Origin of the sequence: Mesotoga sp. H07pep.5.4 (assembly GCF_003664935.1) — a bacterium.
Taxonomy (GTDB): domain Bacteria; phylum Thermotogota; class Thermotogae; order Petrotogales; family Kosmotogaceae; genus Mesotoga; species Mesotoga prima.
This window is the reverse complement of sequence record NZ_JFHM01000007.1, coordinates 234,303-260,626: the sequence shown is the minus strand read 5'-3', so window position 1 is coordinate 260,626 and position 26,324 is coordinate 234,303. Positions and strand designations below refer to the sequence as shown.

20 protein-coding genes, 1 pseudogene and 1 riboswitch are annotated in these 26,324 nt (G+C 47.8%); of the genes and pseudogenes, 10 read left to right on the top strand and 11 right to left on the bottom strand.

Features of this window, described 5'->3' with window-relative positions:
• The first annotated feature begins 210 nt into the window (after nucleotides 1–210).
• The 6 genes and pseudogenes from Y696_RS05715 (at nucleotide 211) to Y696_RS05685 (ending at nucleotide 8,329) form a co-directional block, all read left to right on the top strand.
• A complete protein-coding gene (locus Y696_RS05715) occupies nucleotides 211–483 on the top strand; it encodes an AbrB/MazE/SpoVT family DNA-binding domain-containing protein (protein WP_121509903.1) in 273 nt (90 codons plus the stop codon).
• Between the two features lie 9 nt (nucleotides 484–492).
• Nucleotides 493–930 (top strand): annotated as a pseudogene (locus Y696_RS05710) (putative toxin-antitoxin system toxin component, PIN family).
• Nucleotides 931–1,579: 649 nt separating this feature from the next.
• A complete protein-coding gene (locus Y696_RS05705; RefSeq protein ID WP_121509902.1) occupies nucleotides 1,580–2,053 on the top strand; it encodes a MarR family winged helix-turn-helix transcriptional regulator in 474 nt (157 codons plus the stop codon).
• Entirely contained in the window at nucleotides 2,041–4,266 is a 2,226-nt protein-coding gene (locus Y696_RS05700) for an ABC transporter ATP-binding protein (RefSeq protein WP_121509901.1), read from the top strand. The genes Y696_RS05705 and Y696_RS05700 overlap by 13 nt, the downstream gene beginning before the upstream one ends.
• Nucleotides 4,263–6,137 (top strand): ABC transporter ATP-binding protein, encoded by a 1,875-nt coding sequence (locus Y696_RS05695; protein ID WP_006486308.1) that lies wholly within the window; start codon nucleotides 4,263–4,265, stop codon nucleotides 6,135–6,137. Before Y696_RS05700 ends, Y696_RS05695 begins: the two co-directional genes overlap by 4 nt.
• Nucleotides 6,138–7,327: 1,190 nt before the next feature.
• On the top strand, nucleotides 7,328–8,329 hold the full coding sequence (locus tag Y696_RS05685; RefSeq protein ID WP_121509899.1) for an alpha/beta fold hydrolase: 1,002 nt from the start codon (nucleotides 7,328–7,330) through the stop codon (nucleotides 8,327–8,329).
• A gap of 155 nt (nucleotides 8,330–8,484) precedes the next feature.
• Here the strand turns inward: Y696_RS05685 and lysA are convergent, their stop codons facing one another.
• The 10 genes from lysA to Y696_RS05630 form a co-directional block, all read right to left on the bottom strand.
• Complete coding sequence (gene lysA, locus Y696_RS05680) at nucleotides 8,485–9,612, bottom strand: diaminopimelate decarboxylase (RefSeq protein WP_121509898.1); 1,128 nt, start codon at nucleotides 9,610–9,612, stop codon at nucleotides 8,485–8,487.
• A 1-nt stretch (nucleotide 9,613) separates the two neighbouring features.
• Nucleotides 9,614–10,711 (bottom strand): aspartate aminotransferase family protein, encoded by a 1,098-nt coding sequence (locus tag Y696_RS05675; protein ID WP_121509897.1) that lies wholly within the window; start codon nucleotides 10,709–10,711, stop codon nucleotides 9,614–9,616.
• A 9-nt stretch (nucleotides 10,712–10,720) separates the two neighbouring features.
• Nucleotides 10,721–11,920: an aspartate kinase gene (locus Y696_RS05670; RefSeq protein ID WP_121509896.1), complete on the bottom strand. Its 1,200-nt coding sequence runs from the start codon at nucleotides 11,918–11,920 to the stop codon at nucleotides 10,721–10,723.
• Nucleotides 11,921–12,628, bottom strand: a complete 708-nt coding sequence (dapD, locus tag Y696_RS05665; protein ID WP_121509895.1) for a 2,3,4,5-tetrahydropyridine-2,6-dicarboxylate N-acetyltransferase — start codon at nucleotides 12,626–12,628, stop codon at nucleotides 11,921–11,923.
• Nucleotides 12,613–13,260 (bottom strand): 4-hydroxy-tetrahydrodipicolinate reductase, encoded by a 648-nt coding sequence (locus Y696_RS05660; protein WP_121509894.1) that lies wholly within the window; start codon nucleotides 13,258–13,260, stop codon nucleotides 12,613–12,615. Before Y696_RS05660 ends, dapD begins: the two co-directional genes overlap by 16 nt.
• A complete protein-coding gene (gene dapA, locus Y696_RS05655) occupies nucleotides 13,257–14,138 on the bottom strand; it encodes a 4-hydroxy-tetrahydrodipicolinate synthase (RefSeq protein WP_121509893.1) in 882 nt (293 codons plus the stop codon). The genes Y696_RS05660 and dapA overlap by 4 nt, the downstream gene beginning before the upstream one ends.
• Nucleotides 14,108–14,824, bottom strand: coding sequence for a diaminopimelate epimerase (locus Y696_RS05650; protein WP_121509892.1), 717 nt, complete (start codon nucleotides 14,822–14,824; stop codon nucleotides 14,108–14,110). The genes dapA and Y696_RS05650 overlap by 31 nt, the downstream gene beginning before the upstream one ends.
• The gene (locus Y696_RS05645; protein ID WP_121509891.1) at nucleotides 14,824–15,789 is read right to left on the bottom strand and encodes an aspartate-semialdehyde dehydrogenase; all 966 of its coding nucleotides are present in this window, start codon (nucleotides 15,787–15,789) and stop codon (nucleotides 14,824–14,826) included. Before Y696_RS05645 ends, Y696_RS05650 begins: the two co-directional genes overlap by 1 nt.
• A gap of 79 nt (nucleotides 15,790–15,868) precedes the next feature.
• A riboswitch (Lysine riboswitch) is annotated at nucleotides 15,869–16,035 on the bottom strand.
• Nucleotides 16,036–16,175: 140 nt separating this feature from the next.
• Complete coding sequence (locus tag Y696_RS05640) at nucleotides 16,176–17,984, bottom strand: DUF2207 domain-containing protein (RefSeq protein WP_121509890.1); 1,809 nt, start codon at nucleotides 17,982–17,984, stop codon at nucleotides 16,176–16,178.
• Between the two features lie 948 nt (nucleotides 17,985–18,932).
• A complete protein-coding gene (locus Y696_RS05630) occupies nucleotides 18,933–20,786 on the bottom strand; it encodes an InlB B-repeat-containing protein (protein ID WP_121509888.1) in 1,854 nt (617 codons plus the stop codon).
• 694 nt (nucleotides 20,787–21,480) lie between these two features.
• On the opposite strand from Y696_RS05630, the gene Y696_RS05625 reads away from it, so the two are divergent.
• The 4 genes from Y696_RS05625 to Y696_RS05610 all read left to right on the top strand — a co-directional run bounded on the left by Y696_RS05625 (nucleotide 21,481) and on the right by Y696_RS05610 (nucleotide 25,008).
• Complete coding sequence (locus tag Y696_RS05625; protein WP_121509887.1) at nucleotides 21,481–21,954, top strand: pyridoxamine 5'-phosphate oxidase family protein; 474 nt, start codon at nucleotides 21,481–21,483, stop codon at nucleotides 21,952–21,954.
• Between the two features lie 175 nt (nucleotides 21,955–22,129).
• Nucleotides 22,130–22,612, top strand: coding sequence for a hypothetical protein (locus tag Y696_RS05620; protein WP_121509886.1), 483 nt, complete (start codon nucleotides 22,130–22,132; stop codon nucleotides 22,610–22,612).
• Nucleotides 22,613–22,623: 11 nt separating this feature from the next.
• Nucleotides 22,624–23,745, top strand: coding sequence for a sugar phosphate nucleotidyltransferase (locus Y696_RS05615; protein WP_121509885.1), 1,122 nt, complete (start codon nucleotides 22,624–22,626; stop codon nucleotides 23,743–23,745).
• Between the two features lie 51 nt (nucleotides 23,746–23,796).
• Nucleotides 23,797–25,008: a hypothetical protein gene (locus Y696_RS05610; protein ID WP_121509884.1), complete on the top strand. Its 1,212-nt coding sequence runs from the start codon at nucleotides 23,797–23,799 to the stop codon at nucleotides 25,006–25,008.
• Here Y696_RS05610 and Y696_RS05605 read toward each other — a convergent pair.
• Nucleotides 24,926–26,272, bottom strand: a complete 1,347-nt coding sequence (locus Y696_RS05605) for a patatin-like phospholipase family protein (RefSeq protein WP_121509883.1) — start codon at nucleotides 26,270–26,272, stop codon at nucleotides 24,926–24,928. The genes Y696_RS05610 and Y696_RS05605 overlap by 83 nt on opposite strands.
• Nucleotides 26,273–26,324 lie beyond the last annotated feature (52 nt).

Below are 26,324 nucleotides of genomic sequence, written 5' to 3'. Positions count from 1 at the left end.
ACCTGTGCAAAAGCATGGAAATGTCGATCGATAAAATCAGAACAGCGTCGCTTTGTCATTTGAAGCTGTTTCAGCATTTCTATTCTCTTTCATTGCTAGTCATTGAAAGATAAACGCAGGGGCTAACTAGTTCCTAGGGTCACGTTTTCGCTGTACAACTGTCAGATGATATAATAATACTAATACAGTAATATTATGAAGGGTGATTATATGGAATTAGTTAAAGCGGGAAGAAGTAGACAGGTCACGATACCAAAACAGATATTCGACTCTCTTGGATTAAAGGAAGGCGACTATGTACAGGTTGAAGTGGAAGAAGGAAGAATAGTTCTTACGCCTGTTGCAGTGATTAACAAGGAGAGAGCAAAGTCAGATTTTTTTCAGTTAGTTCAGAGAGTGAGAACCAATACCGAGTCTTTGACTGAAAAAGAAATTGAAGAAGAAATCCGCGAAGCATTAGAGGAGTCAAGAAGAGATAAGTGAGTCAAAGGAATGGAAAGAGTCGTACTTGACACCAATGTTCTAATATCTGCGATCATATCTAGCAAGGGTTCTCCTGCAAAAATCCTTGATCTCTGGAGAGAGGGCGCTTTTGATCTAGTTTTTTCTGAAGAGACTCTTCAGTAGCTTATTAATGTCCTGTCGCGTGGTAAAATGTTACGCATCACCGGAATCAATGAAGATGAGTTAAACAGGTTAGTATCTTACTTGAGGAATAGCTCGATAGTAGTTGACTCATCTGAAGATATTGCAATCGCTATCGAAGACCCGGATGATACCAAGTTCATCTCATGCGCGGTTCAGGCAGGCGCAAAATACATTGTATCTGGAGATCATCACCTGCTTGATGTCGAGAAATTCGAAGGAACTGTAATAGTTACGCCTGCGGGATTTCTTAGAACATTCGCGCCCTTTCAAAATGATTCCTAACCACAGGGCAGGCACAACAATTTTAGTCACTCATACAGAAAGAATGAGACAATCAGTCTCAAAATTTTGCGCTTCAAAATAGTCTCCCATTGATTACTACAAGATGCGCTTGTTAAGTAAGCTGATCGCTGTGAAGACAACGTTGTCCGTCAACAATCCACCGTCCTCCGAGAGGATCAAAACGGGATCCCGATAAAAGAAGCGCTGAACGCTGTAAGCGAAAATAGGGACTGACCGACTCCTATAGTATGTCTTTTTTTCGCGTAAAAGGCAGAGATTCCAACCAGGACCTTTTTCGGGCGAACGGCCGTTCGCCCCTACAAGAGAACTGCACAATCATCTGAAATTGTCATCTCGTAAAGCCTGCCCTGAAAACGACCTGTTCAAGACTCTCCAACTGTCAGCCCTTAGTGCTCCTGCACCGGATCTTGCTTTTCCAGACTCTGCACGGATCTCGCTTCTGCCAGACCCTAGAAATTACTTTGTAGGAGCAAAGAATCTGGCTTGTTCCACAAAGTTTACGACTTCTCTTTTTTTCGTCATAGACACATCTGTGTTTCTACTGTACAATATATTTCGTATGCGAAATATTCGAAGTCTAAGTATTCGTATGCGAAAGTTCGAATGATATGCATAGAAGGTGGTTTTGTTGGAGGAAAGCTCTAGAATACAAGAGATGCTGACGCTCGTCAAGAGGATAATGTCGGTTGTAAAGCAGAATTTCGAAAGTGATTTCAAAAAGATGGGCGTGACCCAATCACAGATCCTTGTTATGAGAGTGCTGAACCTACGTGGCGATATGAAGGTAAGCGATATAAGTAAAGAACTCGATCTTTCAAATAGCACGGTGTCTGGGATAATCGACAGGCTCGTCGAAAAGAAGATCGTCCAAAGAAAGAGAAGTGAAGAAGATAGACGAATCGTGATGATAAGTCTTGCGGACGAGTACCGCCAACCAGTTAAGAAAGGCCTCAATGCCTTTGCGCAAAAGATGAGAAAAGCATTGTCAACCATGACAGAAGAAGACGTTGATTCCATCATTCGAGGGCTCGAAAAGCTGGAGAAGATACTTGAAGAATCGCAAGAACCCAGAGAGAGGGGACGAAGCCGATGCTCAAACTGATTCGGTACCTTAAACCCTACACTGTCTTCATCATTGTTGCAGTGGCTCTGCTCTTCGTTCAGGCGATGGCGGAATTGGCCCTTCCAGACTACATGTCGAATATCGTAAATGTCGGAATCCAGCAGGGCGGTATCGAAGACGCAGTCCCGGAGGCCATTAGCAAAGAGGCTTTTGATAACGTCTCGCTGTTCATGAGCGGAGAAGATAAGCAAAAAGCTCTGAGCCACTACGATCTCATAACAAAAGACTCCGCCACTTACGCAGAAAACCTCAAAAAGTATCCTGCGCTGGAGAGCAAAGATGTCTATGTCCTGAAACCCGGACAGATTGAAGACCGGCAGGCCCTCAGTCTGATCTTCGGCAAAGCCCTCATGGCTTACTCCGGAGTCAAGAACGGAATGACTGGGTCAAACGGTAGTTTCGCGCCCCCTGAGGGCTTCAACATCCCCGAGGGGGCAAACGTATTCCTCCTTATGAGGCTGATGCCCGAGGCTCAGAGGCTCGAAATGCTAAATCAGATCGACAGCATGGTCGAAGTCATGGGTGAAAACATCGTCAGCCAGTCGGCTGCGCTCGTCGTGAAGGAAATCTACGAAGAGCTCGGCGTGGACACTACTAAGCTCCAGAGCGCCTACGTGCTCAGCACGGGCTTGGTCATGGTTCTCGTGACTCTGCTGAGCACACTGTCCACAATCATGGTTGCCTTCATCGCTTCGAAGATAGCAGCCGCCTCGGCCAGAAGGATGAGAAGAGACGTTTTCGAGAAGGTCGAGAACTTCTCAAACTCCGAATTTGCCAGGTTTTCTACGGCTTCGCTCATAACCAGAACAACAAACGATATAACCCAGATCCAGCTCGTGATTGTTCTTCTGATTAGGATGGCATTCTACGCCCCGATCATCGGTGTCGGAGGAATCGTAAGGGCTCTTGAGAAGAGTACTTCCATGTCCTGGATTATTGCACTTGCCGTCATCATAATGCTAGGCCTGATTGGAATCGTGTTCGCCATAGCCCTGCCTAAATTCAAGAAGATACAAAAGCTTATAGACAGGCTGAACCTGGTTACAAGGGAACATCTTTCCGGTCTCATGGTCGTCAGGGCCTTCAACACCCAGGAGTTTGAAGAAGAGCGATTCGACACAGTGAACAAGGACTTGACAAGAACCGACCTCTTCGTTCACCGGGTGATGGTAGTGATGATGCCGGCGATGATGTTTGTGATGAACGGTACTATGCTCCTCATCGTCTGGGTGGGCGCGCACCAGATAGAGGCCTCAACCATGCAGGTCGGAGATATGATGGCCTATATCCAGTACACCATGTTGATCATATTCGCCTTTCTCATGTTTACAATGATGTTCATAATGATCCCAAGGGCCTCCGTTTCAGCAGCCAGAATCTCCGAGATCCTCGAGGTCGACCCCCAGATAAAAGACCCAAAAAAACCGAAGAAATTTGGTAGTGATTTCAAGGGAACTGTCGAATTCAAGAACGTGTGCTACCGCTTCCCTGGTGCCGAGAAAAACATTCTGAACGACATAAGCTTCACGGCCCTGCCGGGACAGACGACGGCGATCATAGGCTCGACCGGCTCGGGGAAATCTACGCTTCTGAACATGATACCGAGGTTCTACGATGTCTGTGGCGGTCAAGTGCTGGTGGACGGAATTGACATCCGGGAAGTAAATCAACATGAGCTTAGAGAAAAGATAGGCTACGTCCCCCAGAAGGGCATCCTCTTCAGCGGAACTATTGAATCGAACCTCAGATACGCCAATGAGAATGCCTCTGATGAAGAAATCAAAAGGGCTGCGGAGATCGCCCAGGCCCTCGAATTCATAAGGGCGAAGGAAGAAGGGTTTGACTCGCCAATTTCCCAGGGCGGGACAAACGTGTCTGGAGGGCAGAAGCAGAGGCTCTCCATAGCCAGGGCGCTTCTTAAGAGGCCGAAGATACTCCTCTTCGATGATAGCTTCTCGGCCCTCGACTTCAAGACTGACGCAGCGCTGAGGAGAAAGCTCAAAAGGGAAACGGGGGACAGCACGATGATAATTGTTGGCCAGAGAATTGCAACGATAAAGAACGCCGACCAGATACTCGTTCTTGACGAGGGCAACCTTGTTGGAATCGGCAAACACCACGAACTGATGAAAAGCTGTCAGATTTACAGAGAAATTGCACAATCACAGCTTTCAGAGGCGGAACTAGCATGAGCAAGGATAGTAGAGAACACGGAAGAGGCCATCTAGGTCGTCAGGGCGGTCCAGTGGGGCCCGGCATGATGCGAGGAGGAGAGAAGGCCAAAGATCTTCGAGGGACACTGAAGAAACTCGTTCAATATCTTAGAAAGTACCAGGTTTTGATAATCGTAGTGCTCTGTTTTGCGGCGGCCGGCGCTCTCTTCTCCATAATGGGTCCAAAGATACTCGGGACGGTGACGACTGAAGTATTCGAGGGAATCATGGCCAAAATCACCGGGACCGGCGAAGGAATAAACTTCGAGTCGATCGCCAGAACAATGTTTATTCTTCTTGGACTGTACGTGCTCAGCGCCCTGTTTATGTACATCCAGGGATGGATAATGTCGGGCATATCCGCGAAGGTCACATACAAATTCAGGCAGGAAATCTCCCAGAAGATAAACAGGCTTCCCCTGAAATACTTTGACAAGAGTTCCCAGGGAGACGTCCTGTCAAGGGTAACAAACGATGTCGACACCATAAGTAGAACGCTAAACCAGAGTCTGAGCCAGATCATAACATCCGTCACGACAGTTGTCGGCGTCACCATAATGATGTTCTCGATAAGCTGGCAGCTAACGCTTATAGCCTTGCTAATGCTGCCTGTTTCTATGGGGCTCATCGCTTTCGTCGTCAGACTATCCCAGAGATACTTCAAGAAGCAGCAACAGTATCTCGGAAAGGTAAACGGCCACGTGGAGGAGATGTACGGAGGTCACGTAGTCGTGAAGGCCTTCAATGGAGAGGCGAAAAGCATACAAACCTTCGACAAGCTCAACGCCGAACTGTACGACTCCGCCTGGAAATCACAGTTTCTTTCCGGCATGATGATGCCCATAATGACATTCGTCGGCAACCTTGGATACGTCCTCATAACCATAGTGGGCGGCTGGTTTGCCGTCAGAAAGATGATCACAGTCGGCGACATTCAGGCCTTTATACAGTACGTGAGGTCGTTCACTCAGCCCATCGCGCAAATCGCAAATATCATGAACGTCTTCCAACAGACGGCAGCTGCAGCGGAGAGAGTCTTCGAATTCTTGGAAGAAGAAGAGGAAGTTGCCGAGACAACCGATCCTGTCAGAGGAGTCGATCATCACGGCCACGTCGAGTTCAAGAACGTCAGATTTGGCTACGACCCGGAAAAGATAATCATAAAAGATTTCTCCTGCGAAGTTGACAAGGGCCACAACATTGCCATCGTCGGCCCCACGGGAGCGGGAAAGACGACCATAGTCAAACTCCTGATGCGCTTCTATGATGTCAACTCCGGAGAGATACTTCTGGACGGACATAACATAAAAGAATACACCCGACACGACCTGAGGGAAAACTTCGGAATGGTCCTCCAAGACACCTGGCTTTACAACGCCAGTGTCTGGGACAACATCAAATACGGAAGGCTCGACGCAACCGATGAAGAAGTTCTTGCAGCGGCTAAGGCGGCTCACGTTGACTCCTTTATCCATACCCTCCCGGACGGATACAACCTCGTACTGAACGAAGAGCAGACGAACATCTCGCAGGGTCAAAAACAGCTGATAACCATTGCCCGGGCAATACTGGCAGATCCGAAAGTTCTTATACTAGACGAAGCGACCAGCTCAGTCGACACAAGAACGGAAGCCCTGATACAGCAAGCCATGGCAAACTTGATGAAAGACAGAACCAGCTTCATCATAGCCCATAGACTTTCAACTATAAGAGATGCAGATCTCATACTCGTAATGAACGAAGGCGACATCGTTGAACAGGGAACTCACGAAGAACTTCTTGAGCGAGGCGGCTTCTATGCAGAACTTTACGCCAGCCAGTTTGAAAGCGACTTCGTGGAGGCTGTATAAGCAAGAGAAAGACAAAATCGTAACATCGACGAACATGGCGGGCCTTAAGCCCGCCTTTTTCTATCTTCGCGAGAAAATAGGGACTGATAAATCTCTTAAAGTCTGTACCCAATTTTTGCTAGAGAACTCCACATTGCGTCAGCTGAACTTGTTTCAGCATCCCGTTCTAAGAACCGCTGTGCGCTTAAGAACGAAGACCCGCTATGCGCTGGAAAGACCCGTCCTTCGTCGCCCGTCCAAGATCATAGACCCGTCCTTGGATAAGATCAACACCAAGATCCCGAAACAAGTTCGGGATGACAATGAGTGGTCACTTCGGGAACGCCGCATTTCGTCATCTGAACTTGTTTCAGCATCCCGATCTAGGAACCGCTGTGCGCTTAAGAACGAAGACCCGCTGGACGCTGAAGGCTTTGAACAGCCGAGAAAGATCGAATTTGACACGTTCGCTTCGCTCACGAGAGGACAACAGCAAAAATAGAGACTGACCGACTCCTATAGTATGTCTTTTTTTCGCGTAAAAGGCAGAAATTCCAACCAGGACCTTTTTCGGGCGAACGGCCGTTCGCCCCTACAAGAGAACTGCACAATCATCTGAAATTGTCATCCCGTGATTTCCCCATGCTACCACCCCGTAAAGTTCGCCCTGAATCCACTCACTTTGTCATCCCGCAGCGCTCCTGTGCGTGATCTCGCCCAAAGAACTGCTGTACGCTTAAGAATCGAAACCCGCTGGTCGCTGTGAAAGGCAGTTCACTGCTGACTGTGTAACTAAGGACCGGCTTTTATGGCCGACGAAGTCGGAACTGGCCTCGCCGAAGGTGAGACTGGCCAGGCGGAGCCTGACTGGCCTGCGTTAGCAGACTGGCTCTATTTTGCCTCCTGGCGCGTAAGCGCCAGCATCACTTCCCGACGCAGTCGGCCTCACTTCCCGGGATGATCCTACGGGCATCACTTCCTCGCGCCAGCGAGCCTCACTTCTGCTCTTGCGATATCCTAGACCCAAAACCCGAGACCCGCTGCAGATTTTCCTCTTCTCTCCCTCTCTCTTCTCTCACTTTCTCTCCCTCTCTTTCTCTCTTCTTCTCTCTTCTTGCAGGAGCGTTTTCAAGAGGAGCTTATTATCAGTCCGGCAACAAAGCGGGTGTATACTAAAAATGAAACCATATCTTTTTCGAGGGGTGAGAGCGTTGAAAGTTACGAGGAGAGCTTCTCTAGTTGTTCTTTTGATTGTGCTTCTTGGTGGTATGCTTTTCGGAGCCGGAAGCGAGTACACTGTTGTAAAGGGAGATACTCTATGGGAGATCGCAAAGGCGTATGGCGTCGACTGGAAGGAAATTGCCGAACTTAACGGAATCACTGATGAGTTTGCACTTCAGGTGGGAACGGTCTTGAAGATTCCCGCAGCCTATACGGAATTATCCGTCATGATTCCCAATATCGATCATGAGATTCCCGCTGTTATCTGCATACCCAACGGTGACGGTCCATTTCCTTTAGTTGTTATGCTTCATGGAACAGGCTCTGATAAGAACGAGGCCGGTGGTGGTTACCTGCTGGCAGCTCCAGCGCTCGCAAAGGCAGGTATTGCGAGTGTTCGATTTGACTTCATTGGGAACGGCGAGAGTACTGCCGACTACATTAACTACAATTTCACTTCAGCCATAGACGACACGAATATCGCCTTCGCTTATGCGGCAAGTCTTCCAAGAGTGGACGGTCATCGGGCAGGGATAATGGGCTGGAGCCAGGGTGGAACGATCGCTTTGCTTGCGGCAGGACAGAATCCCGCTTACAAGTCTGTTCTCTGCTGGGCTGGCGCTCCTGACCTGTCAGGCGTTGGAAGCTTAGAAGCTTACGAAATTGCGAAGCAGAATGGTTACTATGAGCTGACCTTTGAGTGGAGAAGCCCTCTTAAACTGGGACTTCAGTGGTTCGATGAGGCCTACGGAACGGACGTCTTGCAGGTCTTCTCTAACTCAAGTGCACCGGTACTTGCTATCAATGGTTCGGAAGACACAGTAGTCGATCCTGTGAATGCACAGAGAATCGTCGATGCATCTAAAAATGAGAAATCGAAGGTTCTTATAATTGAGGGCGCAGACCACACCTTCAATATATTCACCGGAGATATGACCGCATTCAATCAGCTAATAGAAGCCACTGTAGATTGGTTTAGCAAAACACTGTAAAAATCGTTCTTCGATAGCGCGATAAGTCACCAAAAAAGAGGGACAAAAGAAATGAGTCAGTCCCTCTTTTTGCTTTTCTTTATCTGAGTCTCTACCCAATAAATCGCGAGCTTTCGTTTGATTCAGCGATTTATCGAAAGGGCTGATTTCGATCTTCACATCTTTACGTTAGTGAATAGCTCCTCAATACTCTGTCTGCGGCGAATGAGCTTGACCTCTTCTCCGTCCACGAGCACCTCCGCAGGGAAGGGCATTCCGTTGTAGTTGTTTGCCATTGAGAATCCATATGCGCCGGCATTCTCCAAGACTATTGCGGTTCCGGGAATCGGTACTTCGAGCTTTCGACCTCTGGCAAGGATGTCACCGCTTTCACACAGCGGACCGACCACATCGGCAGTGACGGTCTTTTTTGTGCTTGCAAGGACCTGAATTCTGTGATGGGCATCATACAGCACTGGTCTTATCAAGGCGTTCATTCCAGCGTCGGTGACAATAAATATCTTTTCCGAAGGCTTGACGCTGACCACTTTGGTGACCAGATAGCCGGCCGGGCCTATGATGAATCTCCCCAGTTCGGCTATCAGTTTACCGTCGAAGCCTGCAAAGATTTCGGATATTCCTTTTTGAAGTCTTTCTATGTCAAGCTCTCTTCCTTCGTAGTCTATTCCCCAGCCTCCGCCAAGATCGATATACTTGAATCCGTATTGCTTTGCACAATCGAGGGCCTTAGAATAGGCATCGAAGAAGGGTTCAACATCCGTAATCTGAGAGCCTATGTGAAGATGTATTCCATCTATTCTGTCGGCAACTTCCGAGACCTTTTCCATGGGCACGCCGAATTTATGGGCCCTCAAGCCTGTCGATATATGCGGGTGAGTACGGGCATCTACATCAGGGTTCACTCTCAAGAGCTTGATCACATTCACGCCATCCCAGAGCGGCAACTCCTGAAGCGAGTCGATGCAGACAATGTTGAGTCCCTGATTCACAAAATATGTAATGTCTTCGTCAGTCTTACCGTTGCCATTCCATAGAATTCGCTTCATTCCGGCCATCTTCGACGCAAGAAGTTCGCCTCTCGAGACGACGTCGGCTCCGATTTCCTCCTCGGCCATGATCTTGAGAAGTGCGGGATTGTTGTTGGCTTTAAGGGCGAAGACTATCTCTGCATCGAGACCCTCGAAAACGGTCTTCGCCTTTTTTATCTTCTTTCGTATCTTTTCAGCATCATATACGTATAAAGGTGTTCCAAACTCATTTGCAAGTTTCTGAAAATCAATCATTTCATCCTCCAAAATCCAGTCGCTCCGTTATCTCGTCTATCTCTTCTTCCGTAATATTTAGCGACGGAAGAAACCTTATGCTTCCAGCCGTGACATTGAGAAGAACCTTCCTTTCAAAGGCAAGGCTCTTAATCCTTTCAGGGTTCTCCGTTGAAACGCCAATCATGAGTCCAATGCCTCTCACTTCTTTTGCCCAGGCAAGTCTCTCCAGATTCTCCTTCAGATGGGCCCCACATATTCTAACACTTTCAAGAAGAGCCGAGTCCATTCTACTCAAAACGGAGAGCCCTGCTGCGAGACTGACTGGATTCGGTGCAAATGTGGAGCCGTGATCTCCGGGCGAAAAGGGCGATACGCCTCTGAACACGGCGGCCCCTAAGGGTAGTCCGCCTCCCACAGCCTTTCCCAGTATTATCATATCCGGCTCGATCGCGTAGTTCTGATAACCGAAATACTCTCCCGTTCTGCAGAGGCCACTCTGGATTTCGTCTGCTACGAGCAAGAAACCTCGCTCTTTTCTTAGCTTCTCTATGGCTTGAAGAAGCTCGGGTGGGTATGGATGTACACCGCTGTTCCCCTGAATGACCTCCACGAAGACCGCGGCAATTTCATCAGACAATACGACCTTTTCAAAATCCTGAACACTCTTAGGAATGAACCGAACGTCGGCAAGGAGCGGTTCAAAGGGTTTGCGAAGCCGCTCGCTGTGTGTTAGGGACAGAGCGCCCATCGTTCTTCCGTGGAAGTTTCCCTCGAACGAAATCAGCTTGCCCTTTCTAAGCCTTCTTACAGCTTTGATAGCGGCCTCTGTGGCTTCCGTTCCTGAATTGGTGAAGTAAACTTCTCCGTCGGAATTCGAGAAGTCCAGGATGCATTTGCTGAGGGTAATCGCGTCTTCGTCGAGGAAGTAATTCGATGTGTGGGAGAACCGCTGAACTTTTGAAGTAACGGCATCGACAGTCTTTCTATCCGTGTGCCCGAAAGCAAGAACCCCTATTCCGGCAAAGGTATCGAGAAACTCTCCATTATCGGTCTCGATTCTAATTCCATGCGCACTGCGGATTTTCAATGGAAATGGCGAATACACGTTTGACAGCATCTCATCATCTCACAGTTCGAATTCGTCGAGCAGGGCCTTCAAGGCCTTGCTTGCCTGAGATTTTGGAACTAACACAGAGATCTTTATTTCGGAAGTTGTCGTTGCTATTATTTTCGCGCCGGCCTTCTGAAGGGCTAAAAAGAACCGAGCAGCGACTCCTGCACTCGACCTCATGCCTACTCCCACGGTGGAAATCTTCGCAACGTCCTCATCTATAGTAAGCTCCCAGTTGTCTACATCGACCAGGACGCTTTCTATCGTCTTCTTTATTGCAGCGGGACTTGCTGAAAGCACAGTGAAGGCCAGATGAATATACCCATCATCGTTCACTATCGAGATCATGTCTACGTTGAAACTCGATCCAGCAACCGCCTGGAAGATCTTGCTTACGATGTCCGTATTTCCGGGAAGTTTGTTGATTGCGATCTTCAACTGGTTTGTGTCAATAGTCGCTCCAGTTACTACAGGCTGTTCAAGCCATTCCGGTAGCCTGTTCACCACTCTCGTACCTCCTTCTTCGCTGAATGAAGACAAACACAGGATTTCAACGTTATACTTCTTTGCTATTTCCACAGACCTTGAATGGAGGACTTTAGCCCCAAGGGCTGCCAGTTCAAGCATTTCGTCATATGTTAAGTAGTCCAGTTTTTTCGCATCCTTGTGAAACTTCGGATCACAGGTGAAAATACCTGGGACATCGCTGAGTATTTCACATTGAACACCGGCTTTGGCCGCAATTGCAACTGCCGAAGTGTCTGAGCCGCCTCGCCCAAGCGTTGTTAAATTCCCTTCCGGATCTACACCCTGAAATCCAGTGACAACAATCACATCGTGCTTCTCAAGCTCGGCGTATATCTTATCGAGATTAAGATCGGCGATTCTCGCGTTATCGAAATCGCCAAACGTTGAGATCTCCAGTTGCATGGCGTTTTGCGAGATAGATCTAACTCCCATCTCTATTAGAGTCATCGAGAGTAGAGCAGCCGAAACCTGTTCCCCGGTAGAAAGAAGCATCGCCAGTTCTCTGCGATCGGGATTTTTGGATATCGATTCTGCTAGAGATATTAGCTCATTTGTCGTCTTTCCCATCGCAGAGACGACAACGATCACTTTTTCTCCTGCGTCGACCTTCTTCTTTATTCTTCTTGCGACGTTTCTTATTCTTTCGGCATCGGCTACAGATGAACCACCGTATTTTTGTACGATCATCTAGCTCTCCTGTATCTCACGCAGCTCTTTGACGAGATTCGTCTTGCTCGCCGTCTTCTCGTCGAACCGCTTCACTACCGTTGCAGGCATTCCCACCGCAACGGAATAGGGTGGAATATCCTTTGTGACAACGGCACCAGCAGCTATTACGGAATGATCGCCGACTCTTACGCCTTCAAGAATAACCGCGTTGGCCCCGACAAGCACGTTGTCTTCGATAACAACGGGAGTGGCACTGGGCGGTTCGACCACTCCGGCAACAACTGCTCCAGCCCCTATATGGCAGTTCGCTCCGATAATCGCCCTTCCTCCGATTACGACGTTCATATCTATCATGGTGGCCTCACCGATTACAGCTCCGACATTCAGAACGGCGCCCATCATAATCACCGCATTGTCACCAATCTCTACGAGATCACGTATAATCGCTCCCGGTTCTATCCTTGCGTGGTATTTAGTCAGATCGGCCAGGGGAAGAGCGGAGTTCCGCGCTTTTACTTCGATGTAATGAGCCGAAATTCTCTCTGAATGTAACTCGAGGATAGCTTCTATCTCTTTCAGATCGCCGAAGAGAATCCCGAAATCCTTTCCGCCGACAAATCGGACATTCTCATGTTTCAGCCCTCTCAAATCGCCCGATAAGTAGCAGACCGCAGGGGTCTTCTTCTTTGCGTCTCTAATCATCTTTATGATCATTTCTGAGTCCATTTTATTACCTCCTCAAAGGAGTAGAAACCCTTCTCATGCTCCAGGCAGAATCGAGCCGCGGTCAGTGCGCCAATGGCGAAAACTTTTCTCGAGATCGCTCTGTGAGTTATCTCAATTACCTCACCTTCGTTTGCAAATACTATGGAATGATCCCCCGGAACTCCACCCACTCTCAGCGAATGAATGGGAAGATCCCTCCCGGTAGCGTCTTTCAGCATCAAGGCCGTTCCCGAAGGCGCGTCCTTCTTCCCGCTGTGGTGGGTTTCAATTACCTCTGCCTCAAAGCCTTCGAGAAGTGGCGAGAACTCTCTGAGAATCATCTTCAGTATATTAATCCCTGTGGAGAAGTTATAGCTCTGGACCACAGGCACCTTCTCCGAAAGTGTCTTGAGAGTTGCAAAGTCTGACTGACTAAGAGCGGTGGTACCGATCACCACACCTGCCCCGAACTGCGCGGCCAGTTCGATCGTAGTCTTAAGTACTTCGCGATTTGAAAAATCCACGATCACTTCCGGTTCGCCGTGCCGGAAGATCCCTGTATCATTAACTTCGAGAACAAGATCATGTCCTTTAAAGACCTCGATAATCTCTTTTCCCATACGGCCCGTGGAACCGATCAATCCGTATCTCACAGGACACCACTCTCCTGCAAAGCCTTCCGGACAACTTTTTGGTTTCCTCCTGAAAGCTCGTAAAGTGGCAGACGAAGTTCGTTTTGGCAGTAGTTCATAAGGCTGAGCGCGTATTTTACAGGAATAGGATTAGACTCCACGAACAGTGCCTTCATTAAAGGCAGAAGCTCCAGATGGAGCCCTCTAGCTATATGAAGATCGCCCTTTAGGATCGAATGAATCATGGCGGATGTCTTCATCGGCGCAACGTTGGAGATTACCGAGATCACTCCGTCACCCCCGCTGCAACAGAGATGGAAGGCCTGGTCGTCGTTTCCGGACCAGACTTTGAAGTCAGATTCCTTTGATCGCAAGGCGGAGATGAGGTAATCGACCTGATACTGGTCCCCGCTCGCCTCCTTTACACCAACGATGTTATTGAACTCTAGACATCTGATTACCGTGTCCGGCAGGATGTTTGCCCCTGTCCTCCCCGGTACGTTGTAGATGATAACTGGTCCCTGTACTCGCGTCGCTATCTCTCCAAAGTGTCTGTAAAGGCCCTCTTGTGTTGGTTTGTTGTAATAGGGTACAACCACAAGCACGCCGTCGGCACCTTCGTCAAAAGCCTTCAGCGACCTCTTTATTGTCTTCTCCGTCGAATTCGTCCCGGTACCCACTATTACGGGCACTTTCCCGCCTGCCTCGTCCACTGCAATTCTTATCAGTTTGGTTCGTTCCGATTCATTTATAGTCGGTGATTCGCCGGTCGTGCCGAGAACTATCAAAGCCTCTATTCCGTTCTCAAGCTGGAAACGAAGGAATCGCCTGAATGCGTCGAAATCAACGGCTCCGTCTTTAAAGGGCGTTATAACTGCAGTTCCAGTTCCTCTGAACATTTCTCCACACCTCCTCCAAGATAGGCGGATCCATCTCTGAATGACACGGTAAGGTCCCCGCCATTTGCCTGTAGAATGACTTTGTCACAGCCAGTTCTCCGCGAGTAGACCCAAGCTACCGAGGTGGCACCACTTCCGCAGGCACCGGTTTCGCCTTCAACACCCCGTTCGAATGTCCGTATTCTGAGGCTTCCTTCTTTCTTAACGGTGAATATGTTTATATTTGCATCGTAAAGATGTCTCAGAGGTAGAAGAGCGTTCCAATCTACTTTATCTGTGTCTCCTTCGATAACTAGATGCGGGACGCCTACGACGACTATCTCTCCAGAATAATCTTCCTCTTCAAAGGTACCGAGAAACCTGGGAGACGGCATTCGTACGCTGACTAGATCGTCCACTTTACCCAAAACGTTGCCCGCGTGAGAGGAGAATTCTACCAAATTGCGCTTCTCTTTCTCGTGAATGAAATAAACGTAGGTCCTCGCCCCATTCCCGCAAAAAGCGGCTCTGTTTCCATCGCAGTTGTAGTAGTCCATGAACTCTCTTTCGACGAAGATAGCTCCGTCTCTTCCATCTACATACTTCAGCACAAGAAGGCGTTTCTCCATATCGCTCAGTTTTCTCTCTCTAGAGTCGACTACAAGAAAGGTGTTTCCCGTTGCGGTGTAGTATGCTCCTTTCATCATTAAGCACCTCCCATATGGGCTTTCATAATTCTGACCGCGTTTGTTGCGGCACCAACGCGGATGTTGTCCGCTATGTTCCAGAAAAGGAATCTGCTGGAATCGAAGGTCCTGAGTCGTGATACATAGACGAGATCAGAACCGGCAACTTCGAGGGGGGTCAAATGATCTTCGCTGTAAACAACGTTCTGAGAGTGCTCAATCTCGCTTTTCAGGCCGTCAAGCGTAAAGGGCTCGATCGTTTCGACGAATATGGATTCCGAGTGGCCGTGCGCAACGGGAACCCGGACAGTCGTAGGCCAGACGGAAATTGAATCGTCGCCGAAAATCTTTCGCGTTTCATTGACCATCTTCATCTCTTCGGTTGAAAAACCGGTCTCAAGTAAATCGCCTATTACAGGTACGACGTTTCTATGTATCTGTCTGACGAAGACGGTTGGGACAATCTCGCCGGCCTCCTGCTTTTCGAGTTCGGCGACTCCTTTGTTGCCTGCACCCGATACCGCCTGATAAGTAGAGACGACTATCGTCTTGACTCCGTATCTCCTGTATATGCCACTTAAAGAAAGGACCATTTGTATAGTAGAGCAGTTCGGGTTTGCAATGATTCCTTTGTATCCCTTAACGAGAAAACCGTTGATTTCAGGCACAACGAGAGGAATCTCCGCATCGCTTCTGAAGGCCGACGAATTGTCGATCACCAGAGCCCCTTTTTCTGCAGCTATTGGCGAATAATGCCTCGAGACCGACGCCCCTGCCGAGAAGAGCACGTAGTCGTAGCCTTTGTCAAAAGAGTCTTCGCGAAGCTCGGCGACCTCTAAAGTTTTGTCTTTGAAGGTGAACTTCTTCCCCACACTTCTGCTGGAAGCGTAGAGAACGATCTCTTCTGCTGGAATGTTCTCTTCTTCGAGTTTTTTTAACATCATTCGGCCAACTTCCCCGGTTGCGCCGACTATTGCAATTCTCACTAAACCACCTCCTGAATAACGAAAAAGTGTTCCCGAAGAAAACGGGAACACTTCAATGGTTTGAAATAATCTCTTATTCCAACCCACCGGCTCTCCACGCATTCTTCGTGACAGTCATACAGGTATTTCCCGTATGCCCAGAAGTCGGTCGCTGGGGCTTCCGCCTTCTTCGGCACCCTCGCCTTTCGATCCGTCCCGATTCCCTGATGGACGTCTACTCATCTCGGATGCTCCTCCGTTGGGTAGCTTTCGATTGATTATATCACGCTGGTCTGGTGCTCAACTCCCGTAATGAAAACATATCGTTAAGTGATCATCTCATTTAAGTCCGATGCGGCATCAAAAATCGCAATATGCTTAGCCTTGATCTCAAGAAGCGGAGACTGCTAGAAGCCTCCAGTACCGCCTCCGCCTCCGCCACCGCCGGAGCCTCCACCACTGAATCCTCCACCGCCTCCGGAGCCTTTGCTCGAGGCGGAATAGGCTGCTCTGGTAACACCCGTAAAAGAGCTTACAGCATAGGCAGTAACGGGATAATACATGTATGGATGTCTGCTCTGCTCGTTCCAGACATCTTCTGGAACAATCTTGTTCAGGTTCTTTCTAACGGTGTCCGCTATTCCAAGAGCGGTTGCATAGACGAGATACTCCTCCCAGAGGATGATCGACTCAGGCGGCTTTTCATTGAGCAGAGAGTAGTCTTCGAGATAGTTCTTAAGCCCGAGCCACTTCAGATAGAAGAGCCTTCCCTCCCTTGTCCATCGACCAAATACATCCTTCGGCAGGACCATCATTATCCAGCTGAGGACCCAGATTGCACCGAAGAAGATAAGAGAGAAGATTCTCAAAGGCGCAAGATCGGCGCCTGAATAGAAGGCGAGGAGAATCACACAGACTACGAACATAACGATGGAATAACCTTTGACGATTGCGTTTCCCTTCAGATCAATAAGATGCATCCCCTTGACTGAGTCGTGTACTTTGGTCTTGTACTTTGAGAAATCGCTTGTGAAGATCCTTGCTTCCGATTGCTTCTTAGTAACCGTCTTCTTCACTGCGGAGAAATCGAATACGTTTTCTGTGTCATACTTGTCTAGAAACTCTAGAAATGCAGCTTCCGTAGGCCTAAGCTTTGAAACGTTGCGGTTCTTTATCACAATTCCCTCAACCTTGTCGCCTTTGCCCTTCTCGAAATCGATGTACTCCCTCCGATAAAGCTCCATTATTGTAGATCCTATCCCGTCGTTGTCTACCATACCGGCAAGGTTCTTGACCGCTGCGTTTATAACATCGGGCGCGTGTTGTGTCGGCAGATCTCGTTCATATTCCGCGTAATATCCAACGTCTATTTCCCTGCCAAGCTTTCTGTGAGCAAAAATGAGAACAAAGGGTGTCAGCAAACCGATCGCGATCGGGATTATCCATTTTCCAAAGAGGATCTTTCGCCTGACTTCGCTCTCGACCCCGTCTATGTAATTCTTGTCAAAGGCTCCGCCCAAAGCAACATTTCTCATATTCATGGCCATCGCTTGATCTTTAGGAATCACTGCTCTAAACTCGACATATGTCAGTGGAGGCACATTTGTGGCTTCTAGCTCATATGTATTTCCTTCTCTATCCACTTCAACAACGGGATGGGTATAGAATTCAAGGATCTCAAGATTCTCAGGAAAGACGATTGTAGCTGTGATTTCTTTGACCCAGCTTGCAGTATCTTCGCCCCATATCTTCCTGAAAATCTGAGCTATATCTGTACCGACTTCTACAGCTCTTCTTACCGTGTATTTGTAAGTAATGCTTACTCTTTCTTCTCCCTTCACAGGAGAGACGGCACCCGTGTTATACGGGACAAACCAAATCCTTACAGATCGAGCGTCCTGAGAACCAAACGACTCGATGTATTTGATCTCTTTTCCAACTGCAGTTACTTCTATCTCGCTGTATTGACTTCCGGCCCTGTCGGCAGGCAGCTCTCTATAAATACCTCTATATGGTTTCTTGAAAACGTAGTCGATCGTCTCCGTGACCGTCAGAAGACCATTTTCATCTATTTCCATGAGCACATCTGCCTTCTCTATTGAAGTGATTGATGAGAAAGTATCTGAAATACCACCGCTGAAAACGATGACAACGATCCCCCACGTGATCAGCCCAATAATTAAACCAATAATCACTCTGGTAACAATCTTCTTCACAAAAGGCCACCTCCCTTGGTTGGATTGTACACTATCACACAGAAAATCATGTGCAAGTTATGTAGACTCCGTCAGGAAGTTACGATCGCTCAAAAAAAAGATGTAAGAGGCAAGAGGGAAGAGGTAGGAAGAGCGAGAAGAGGAGAGAGAAGAAAAGAGAAAGAGAGAGAGAACGGGAGAGAAGAGAGAGAAAGAGAGGACGAGACTGAAGATACGAGATCCCGTATAGGAGCACTACGGGATGACAGTGCGGCGAAATTAGGGAATCACCCTGAACAGAAAAACCACAAGCAGGAGCCCTGAACAGGAGCGCTTCAGAGCATGCTTTTCCTTCACGTCATCCTGACAATGCTCCTGGTCAGGATCTGGGCTTGGGTCTCAGCGAAGGACGGGTCCATGATCTGGGACGAAGGACCAAGGACGGCTCTTCACAGCGTTCAGCGTATTTTAGCAAGCGTACAGCAGTTCCTAGATCGGGATGCTGAAACAAGTTCAGACGCGAAGGGCAGGGTATCGATTAAGGGGTATGGGGTCTCGTGAACAGAACCGGCTTAACAATTCGGGTTTTCTATGCACCTGATGAAGTTATCCGTGCAGCGGGTTTGGGAAGCCCCTCACTCTGTCATCACGAACTTGTTTTGGGATCTAGGCTTAGAAATACTGTGGTTATGAATTGCGGGTAGCTGGTTCTATAGAACTTTGGGAGAAAGATTCTGAACCAAGTTCAGAATGACGCAATGTGCCGGTTTCACGAAGCCCACTAGGGTTTCAAAACACAAGCATGACTGAATGCGGCATTTCCGAAATGACCACACATTGTCATCCCGAACTTGTTTCGGGATCTTTTTTTCTTCTCGGAGGACGGTGGACCGTTGACGGACAACGTTGTCTTCACAGCGATCAGCGTATTTTAGCAAGCCTCCAGCGGTTCTTTTATAATGATGCAAATCACTCAAGAGGCGAGGTCGAAAAGTTGATTGCTGTCGGTGTTCCTTCAGTATCCGGGAGAGAAACAGGTACAATCTCCAAAGTAAAATCGCAGCCAGGTTCGAGAAGCAGAGCAGTTTCGATTTCTGTTTGATGCGTCTTCGTGGAATAGAGTGTCTCTGTTCCCATCATTACTGAGACGTTGAATGCTAGGTTCTCTGCGTCAAGGGCGAGATCTGGTTCAATACCAAAGACAATTGCCATTGGAATTGAATAAGGAAAATCCTCCTGGCCGTCAAAGGGCGTGATCCCAAATGGGAATAAGTCCCATAGAGCTATCCACTCCTTTATTGCATCTCCTAATGCTCCACATTCTCCCGTTACGTTGATGTTGTCTATTCCAGTATGGTCTAGCCTAACGCACTGGTAGGTGTACTGTGATTTACCAGCGTCGCCTGTCTTGAGCTTAACATCTGATTTCGGGTGGAGACCCGTAATGTTCAGGGTGAGATCACAGTTCTTGGCTGGCTTCCCATCTTCTTTTACGACGGTAACTGTGACTGTATGAGAACCGGGAGAGATATTGATATCATATGGCGGATCGATAGTAAGTGTGTAATCACAGTCGCATTCAATGTCTGCGGCCTCCATTATTGCGTCTAAGTGTTCAGTTAGAGGCTGGGCTCCACCCCAGGTTTGAGCCATTATACTGGGAGGGCTGCCCTCCGGTTGGGGATTATCATTGACGTAGTTCCCGTCATCGTCGTTATGATACTCGTCATCTAGACCCATCATGTGTCCTATTTCATGGGCAATAACGGGACCTGTGTCGAGACTGTCCCACTCACCCGTCGTGGTTTCTGTCGATCCGGGAGTGGGCAGAGGAGTAGCTACCCAAGAGGTATGGCTGCCGTTGACCTTCTTAACTTCCACAACATGGGCGTCGTGAGGCGGCTGTGCACCTTCTGCGAGGACGGAAAAGTCAAACTCGAAATTCACAGTACAGCATCCGTCTCCCCATTCACGGGAACCGTCAACCCCATTCCAAATTGCTTCGGCATCAGTCTCCCATGCTTCAACCTGTGTTTCCGAGGCTCCCGCACCATGAAAAACGACCTTCACAGTGACAGTGTATTCGCAGGGTCCGCCAGAGATAGTGGTTGTTTGTGGTGAAAAACTCGTTAACGGATATTCGGCAGGGTAGTAAGCGTTGAGGATAACTTCGGCAAAGTTAGAAAGCAAGACAGGCGGGATACTGTACATCATAACAGTATCCTCAATCAAAAGATTCTCTAAAACAGACTTTCCAGATTCATTACCGGTCAGCAGAAATGCAACAGCAATGAGAGCCCTGATAGTTAGATTTTCGTCATCGAGATAATCCTCCAGATCATCGAGAGTTGACTGATCGAGCTGATTTCTCTGAAAAGCATAGGCAGCTGCCCATCGATTCAGAGGATCATCGTCTTCAAGAAGATCCAGGAACCTCTGGATATTGTTCGGAACCAGAGGAATAAGCTCTTCACCATGTCTAAAGGATAACGGGATAAGCGGGTCCAGCTTATCAATGATACTGCCAATTTGATCCTGAACGAAGACGGCTTTGATAGTCTTGCTCTTGTCCATAGTCACGGTCGTTGTAGTTGAATCGGGCGAGGTTACTTCACCTTCCCAGGAGTCGAATTCCCAATCGTCTTCGGGAAATGCTTTGATAGTCACTATTTGGTTCTTGTTATATTCATGGACTCCTTCAGATGGATCCGTAGTTCCACTACCTCCTATCTGAATTGTAAGAGCGTACTTTAGTGCTGGACAACTCGTAAAAAAGATGATTGCTAAAGAAAGCACAATCAGAAAAAGAAATATTCGGCGCATTATAGCACCCCCTTCAAATTGGTGAGTGCTTGATAGGAATTTATCGAGGTTGGAAAATGTAGGACACAGCAAATGACTGCTTAACAAAGTGATTATACATCAGTGGAGTTTAACGTCCAACAAAATGAAAGTCACCTTCTTAAACCAGTAGAAGAACGGGGTATCGTCCATGGGGTCTCGGGTCTGGTGAAAGGAAACGGTTTGCTCTTAAGGTGTTATGGAGTAATAATAGAAAGGCTATTGTCCTGCATAGGATTATGAAAGTCCCTCAGTTTGTCATCCCGAACTTGTTTTGGGATTAGTGTCTTTGAGAAACCGTGGGTACGCATATAAGCTAATGGGTTCTATAGAACTTTGGGAGAAAGATTCTGAACCAAGTTCAGAATGACGCAATGTGCCGGTTTCACGAAGCCCACTAGGGTTTCAGAGCACGAGCATGACTGAATGCGGCGTTTCCGAAAGAGCACACATTGTCATCCCGAACTTGTTTCGGGATCTTTTTTTCTTCTCGGAGGACGGTGGACCGTTGACGGACAACGTGATTTTCATCAGCGATCAGCGTATTTTAGCAAGCGTCCAGCGGTTTTTAGGTTAGACAATGACTGACAAGGACCTTCCAGAGTCTTCAAAGCAAAATGAGCGGATCATTTCGAACATGAGGTAAAATACAGAGTATAGGCTAGGGGTGAGGTATTTGGAATTTAGAAAGATGAGGAGATCGGAGAAGCAGGTTCCCGAAAACGAGGCTCAAGAAATGCTCAAAAAGGGTTCGTTTGGAGTTCTTTCGACTGCCGATATGAATGGAATGCCTTACGGGGTGCCGGTAAATTATGTGTACGAAGACGGTAGGATTTTCATTCACTGTGCTTCTTCCGGGCACAAACTCGATAACATTTTTCAAAACAGCCATGTTTCCTTTTGTGTGGTCGAATACGCGAAGGTGATTCCTGAGCGTTTCTCTACGAACTTCCGCAGCGCAATTGCTTTCGGAAAGGCTTCAATTGTTGATAATGACAAAGAGAAGATCGAAGCCCTGCTGAAGCTGGTTTCAAAGTACTCGTCCGACTATGTACATGAAGCAATCAACGAAATTAATAACTCTCTGGAAGCCACTTCCATTATCAGAATAGATGTTCTTCATTTGACGGGAAAGTCCGCAAATGGATAGTTTTTCTATTAAGGATTAGCAAGATACCTTCTGGCTGAAATTATGTTCGGTAAATTCGAGAACTGCTAGTTGGGGATTTGATCGGATTGCGCAGTTTCGAGTATTTCGATTCTTCTGACTAAAGAAGCCATCTTCTTGTTATAATTCCGATGAATGATCTCTCTGGAGGCGATGGATGATGAACAGGGACACAATTATTAGAATAATAATTGGGGCAATAATGGTTCTTCTCGGTATTTTCACAATATTCGTAAAATCCTTCACTTTGAATCTCTGGCTTTTACTCATATGGATTCCCGCAGTATTCATGGAGTACAGAGCCTTCTCTGGAAGGGACAGGAATCTCTTCGTCCCGGCGGGAGTACTGATTACGATAGCGGTAATTCTAAGTCTAAATGTTATCTTCCCGGGTTTCATTACCGAAGGCGGTTGGGCACTGTTTATCGCCGCACCTGCTGTGGGTCTTTTTCAATCTTACTTCGGAAGAGAAGAGAAAGACAAAGGTGTTCTGACGGCAGCTTCTTTCTTGTCTGCTTTGTCAATACTGTTCCTGCTTATATCGGTTGCACCCACAGTACTGGGAATTTTCATTGGGATAGTGTTGCTCGGAGTTGGAGGTTTGGTAGTTTATAAGAATCTGAGAACAATCAAAAGATAGGAGGAAGATACATGAAGGCCATGATTTTAGCAGCCGGGGCCGGAACGAGATTGAGACCGTTGACAAACAGGCTACCGAAACCGATGCTCCCGATCATTGAGAAACCGGTTATCGAATTCATATTGGAGCTCCTTTCGAAGTATGACGTAAAGGAGATCATGATAAATGTCTCGCACCTTGCAGGCGTTCTTCAGAATTATGTGAGGAGTGGATATAGATTCGGGGTGAGGGTTGGTTATTCATTCGAAGGTCACTTTGAAAAGGGGCAGCTCGTCCCTGAGCCGGTAGGATCTGCCGGCGGGCTGAAAAAGATCCAGGAAGAGTCGGGTTTTTTCGATGAGACGTTCGTGGTACTCTGCGGTGACGCGATAGTCGACTTTGATCTGGCCGAAGCCTTCGAGTTTCATAAGGCCAGCAGATCAGTTGCCACAATTATCTCCAAAGAGGTTCAGATGGACAAGGTTTCTAACTACGGGATAATCGTATCTGACTCTTCTGGCCGAGTCGAGTCCTTTCAGGAGAAACCGCCCGCAGAGAAAGCAAAATCCAACCTTGCAAATACGGGGATATATATCTTTGAGCCTGAGGTTTTAGAGTACATTCCAAAGAATCGGTTCTTCGACATAGGGGGAGAGTTGCTGCCACTTCTCGTCCAGAAAAAGGAAAGGGTTTTCTCCCTTGATACAAAGATAGACTGGTACGATATCGGGCGCAATTCAGATTATCTCGAAATACTCGCGAAGGCGCTTGAGGGAGTAATCAAGGGATTCAAACCTTCTGGAAAAGAAGTGACCAAGGGCCTTTGGAGAGGTACAGGATCGCTCCTCGAAAAAACGACAAAGATAATAACTCCGGTTTATATTGGACCGGGATCGGTAATAGAGAAGAACGTGAAACTGGAAGGTCCGGTAATGATAGGCGCAAATTGCAGGATCCATGAGGATGTTGAACTAAGCAATGTCTTCCTTGGGGATTACATCAGGATAAAGCCGGGTTTCAAGGCGAAAAATCTTCTTATTACACCGGAGTATTATGTTGGGTCCGATGGAAAGGGCGGAATGATAGCCGACTCCAATCTGAAGCGCTATGTCTCTGACGTTAGAACTATGGAGGCCAATCCCGCTGACAAGTAGAGAGGTTTCTCATGCTACAATTGTCCATACGTTTTTTTGAGGAGTAGCCACATGTTGAAGATTGTCAGAGTCACTAGCCGGCTGGATAGGAAAGAATTCACTGATCTGCCAGAGAGTTTGTACAGAGATTATCCGCTCTGGGTCCCGCCTTTTAGCCATGAAATGAAGGCCCTACTGAAAAGCAGAGGTTCACAGCTTCTCGCAAATGGCCCTCATGTTTTTTTCATCGCGAAGGATGATAACGAAGTTAAGGGAAGAATCGCCGTTGGAATAGAACAGGTAATGAACAACGAAAAGTCAGTAAAACACGCTTACTTCACATTATTCGAATCGGTAGACGACAGGGAGGTTGCCGAGGCGCTTCTGAGGACTGCCGAAAGTTGGGCGAGGAACAAAGGAATGAACTATCTGAAGGGACCCGTTTCTCCAACGAACGGAGATGACTACAGAGGACTCCTGGTTGACTACTTCGATGACCCTCCTGCCGTATTGATGCCATACAATCCTCCTTATTACGCAAGCTTCTTCGACAGTTTCGAGATCTATCTGAAGTATCTTGGCTTCCAATATGACCTCGCAAACGTTATCTCAGAGCGAGAGATAAAGTTCACAGAGATCGCCATGGATCGCTACAAGTTTAGAGTGGAAGAGGCAAATTTCAGAAGAATAAGGGAAGTTTCGGCCGATCTTCAGAAGATTATGGAGGAATCGATTCCAAACTGGGAGGAAGATATACTGCCCCCTACATACGACGAGCTATATGACATGGCAAAGACGCTTAAGTTGGTGGCCGATCGAAGAATGGTGATTATTGCAAGATCAGGAGAGAGACCGATCGGCTTCTTCGTTGCGCTTCCAGATTTCAGCCCGATTATTAGAGAGATCGAAGGAAGACTCCTCCCATTTGGCTGGTACAAATTTCTCAGGCTGCGGAAGTCACTGGAACGAGCGAGGGCAGCCATCCTCTTCGTAGTTCCCGATTTCAGAAACAAGGGAGTACCTTCGGCGATGTTTTTGAGGGCTTACAGAAACATACAGAACATGGGTTTCAAGGAGATAGAAGGTTCCTCAATCAGTTCCATGAATTTAACCATGATTGCCAATGCGAGGCGCGCCGGCGGAAGGGAATACAAGCATTACATCGTTTACGGAAAGAGTCTGTTGAAGAGGCCCCTTTCTCTCAGTGAGATATATGGCCCCGCGGCAAGTAGGTATGTTCCAAAAGGCCAACGGAACTCTGAAAGAGTTCTTGAAAGGATCTGAACTCAGCGGAACTCTGCGCTTCAAAAGGCTTCTGCCAATGAAGATACTCAAGGAAAACGAGAAGCCTCCTGTAAATAGTGAGGTATTCCAGATCTCGCTCATCTCGAAAGTCACCGGCTCTGTATGCTGCCAGGACCGCCCCCAGCAGACCCGAAGGCGAGTAGGCGATCAGCCTTTCGACTTCAAGGAAGTCAGCCATCTCTTCGAGAACCGATGAGACTAGCTCGCTTGTTTTCATGTATGGCCTTTTCAACGTACTCTCCAGCCAGGGAATGAATTGTCGGTAGTAATGGTACTCGGCGCACTCGCCTTTTACTCCGTCAAGTCCCAGTAGTTTCAGAGCTTCGATTCGAGACTCACTGTCAAGGGACAGGAAATGGTCCCGCAACGGATCGTCGTCCCCGAATATGAAGTATTTTTCGCCCCGTAAGACTTCATAAGCCTTCATCGTATCGAGATAACCACAAATAAGATAATTCTTCGAGACTTCGGAATCGAACGTCATGACTGTTCCAAACTGTTCGGAAGGTTGAATGAGCGTCACATCCATTCCGTCGGTAAAGATATTCACGTAAGCTAGAGAGTCTCCGAAGTACATGCCAATGAGGTCAACGGCTACGACATTCCGGTGGCCTCTTTCTTTCGCCATGAAGAGTGGAAAATTCGAGTAAACACCGCCGTCTATGAAGACCTCTCCATCTATCTCTTCTCTTGTGAAGGCTGGGAAGTTTGCGCTTGCCAGAACAAAGTCAACAAGCTTTCCTTCTGGTATGGAGGCTTTGTAAAGAGCATAGGACTTCATTTCACTCAGTGAGTAGAGGACTATTCCAAGTTCAATCTCGCTCTCTCTTACCTCTTCCTCAGCAATGAGCTCCTTCATCTTGTTTCTCAACGGTTCTATATCAATGCCATTGTTCGAAGTAAGAGCCCTCATTGCAGATGCCAGTTCAAGAGTGTCAAGCTGCGTAATATTTCCCTGAATCAGTTCATATAGTTGCGGAGAGGCATTCATGAGCTCTACATAATCCATACTGCACCACAAGTCTCTGGCCGCCTCAAATCCTTCGCTTATCAATCCGGCGGCATTCAAGGCCCCGACAGAGGCCCCATAGATCCCCTCGATATCCTGTCCTAGGTCCAGCAGAGCTCCATAAACCCCGATCTCGTACGCCCCTCTACCTCCGCCACCTGAAAAGACGACTGCAACGGGCATGGCAGTACTTGCAACGGCAAACAAGAGCATAATGGCAACAATCTTTCTCATAATCCTTCTCCGGTGTTGGTTTGGATTCGGAAAAGCTGAATTGATGATATTA

Excerpts from the sequence above, each read along its gene's own strand:
- Y696_RS05715 (WP_121509903.1), top strand. The coding sequence starts at position 211 with ATGGAATTAGTTAAAGCGGGAAGAAGTAGACAGGTCACGATACCAAAA.
- Y696_RS05700 (WP_121509901.1), top strand. The coding sequence starts at position 2,041 with ATGCTCAAACTGATTCGGTACCTTAAACCCTACACTGTCTTCATCATT.
- Y696_RS05695 (WP_006486308.1), top strand. The coding sequence starts at position 4,263 with ATGAGCAAGGATAGTAGAGAACACGGAAGAGGCCATCTAGGTCGTCAG.
- lysA (WP_121509898.1), bottom strand. The coding sequence starts at position 9,612 with ATGATTGATTTTCAGAAACTTGCAAATGAGTTTGGAACACCTTTATAC.
- Y696_RS05675 (WP_121509897.1), bottom strand. The coding sequence starts at position 10,711 with ATGCTGTCAAACGTGTATTCGCCATTTCCATTGAAAATCCGCAGTGCG.
- Y696_RS05670 (WP_121509896.1), bottom strand. The coding sequence starts at position 11,920 with ATGATCGTACAAAAATACGGTGGTTCATCTGTAGCCGATGCCGAAAGA.
- dapD (WP_121509895.1), bottom strand. The coding sequence starts at position 12,628 with ATGGACTCAGAAATGATCATAAAGATGATTAGAGACGCAAAGAAGAAG.
- dapA (WP_121509893.1), bottom strand. The coding sequence starts at position 14,138 with ATGTTCAGAGGAACTGGAACTGCAGTTATAACGCCCTTTAAAGACGGA.
- Y696_RS05650 (WP_121509892.1), bottom strand. The coding sequence starts at position 14,824 with ATGATGAAAGGAGCATACTACACCGCAACGGGAAACACCTTTCTTGTA.
- Y696_RS05630 (WP_121509888.1), bottom strand. The coding sequence starts at position 20,786 with ATGCGCCGAATATTTCTTTTTCTGATTGTGCTTTCTTTAGCAATCATC.
- Y696_RS05620 (WP_121509886.1), top strand. The coding sequence starts at position 22,130 with ATGATGAACAGGGACACAATTATTAGAATAATAATTGGGGCAATAATG.
- Y696_RS05615 (WP_121509885.1), top strand. The coding sequence starts at position 22,624 with ATGAAGGCCATGATTTTAGCAGCCGGGGCCGGAACGAGATTGAGACCG.
- Y696_RS05610 (WP_121509884.1), top strand. The coding sequence starts at position 23,797 with ATGTTGAAGATTGTCAGAGTCACTAGCCGGCTGGATAGGAAAGAATTC.
- Y696_RS05605 (WP_121509883.1), bottom strand. The coding sequence starts at position 26,272 with ATGAGAAAGATTGTTGCCATTATGCTCTTGTTTGCCGTTGCAAGTACT.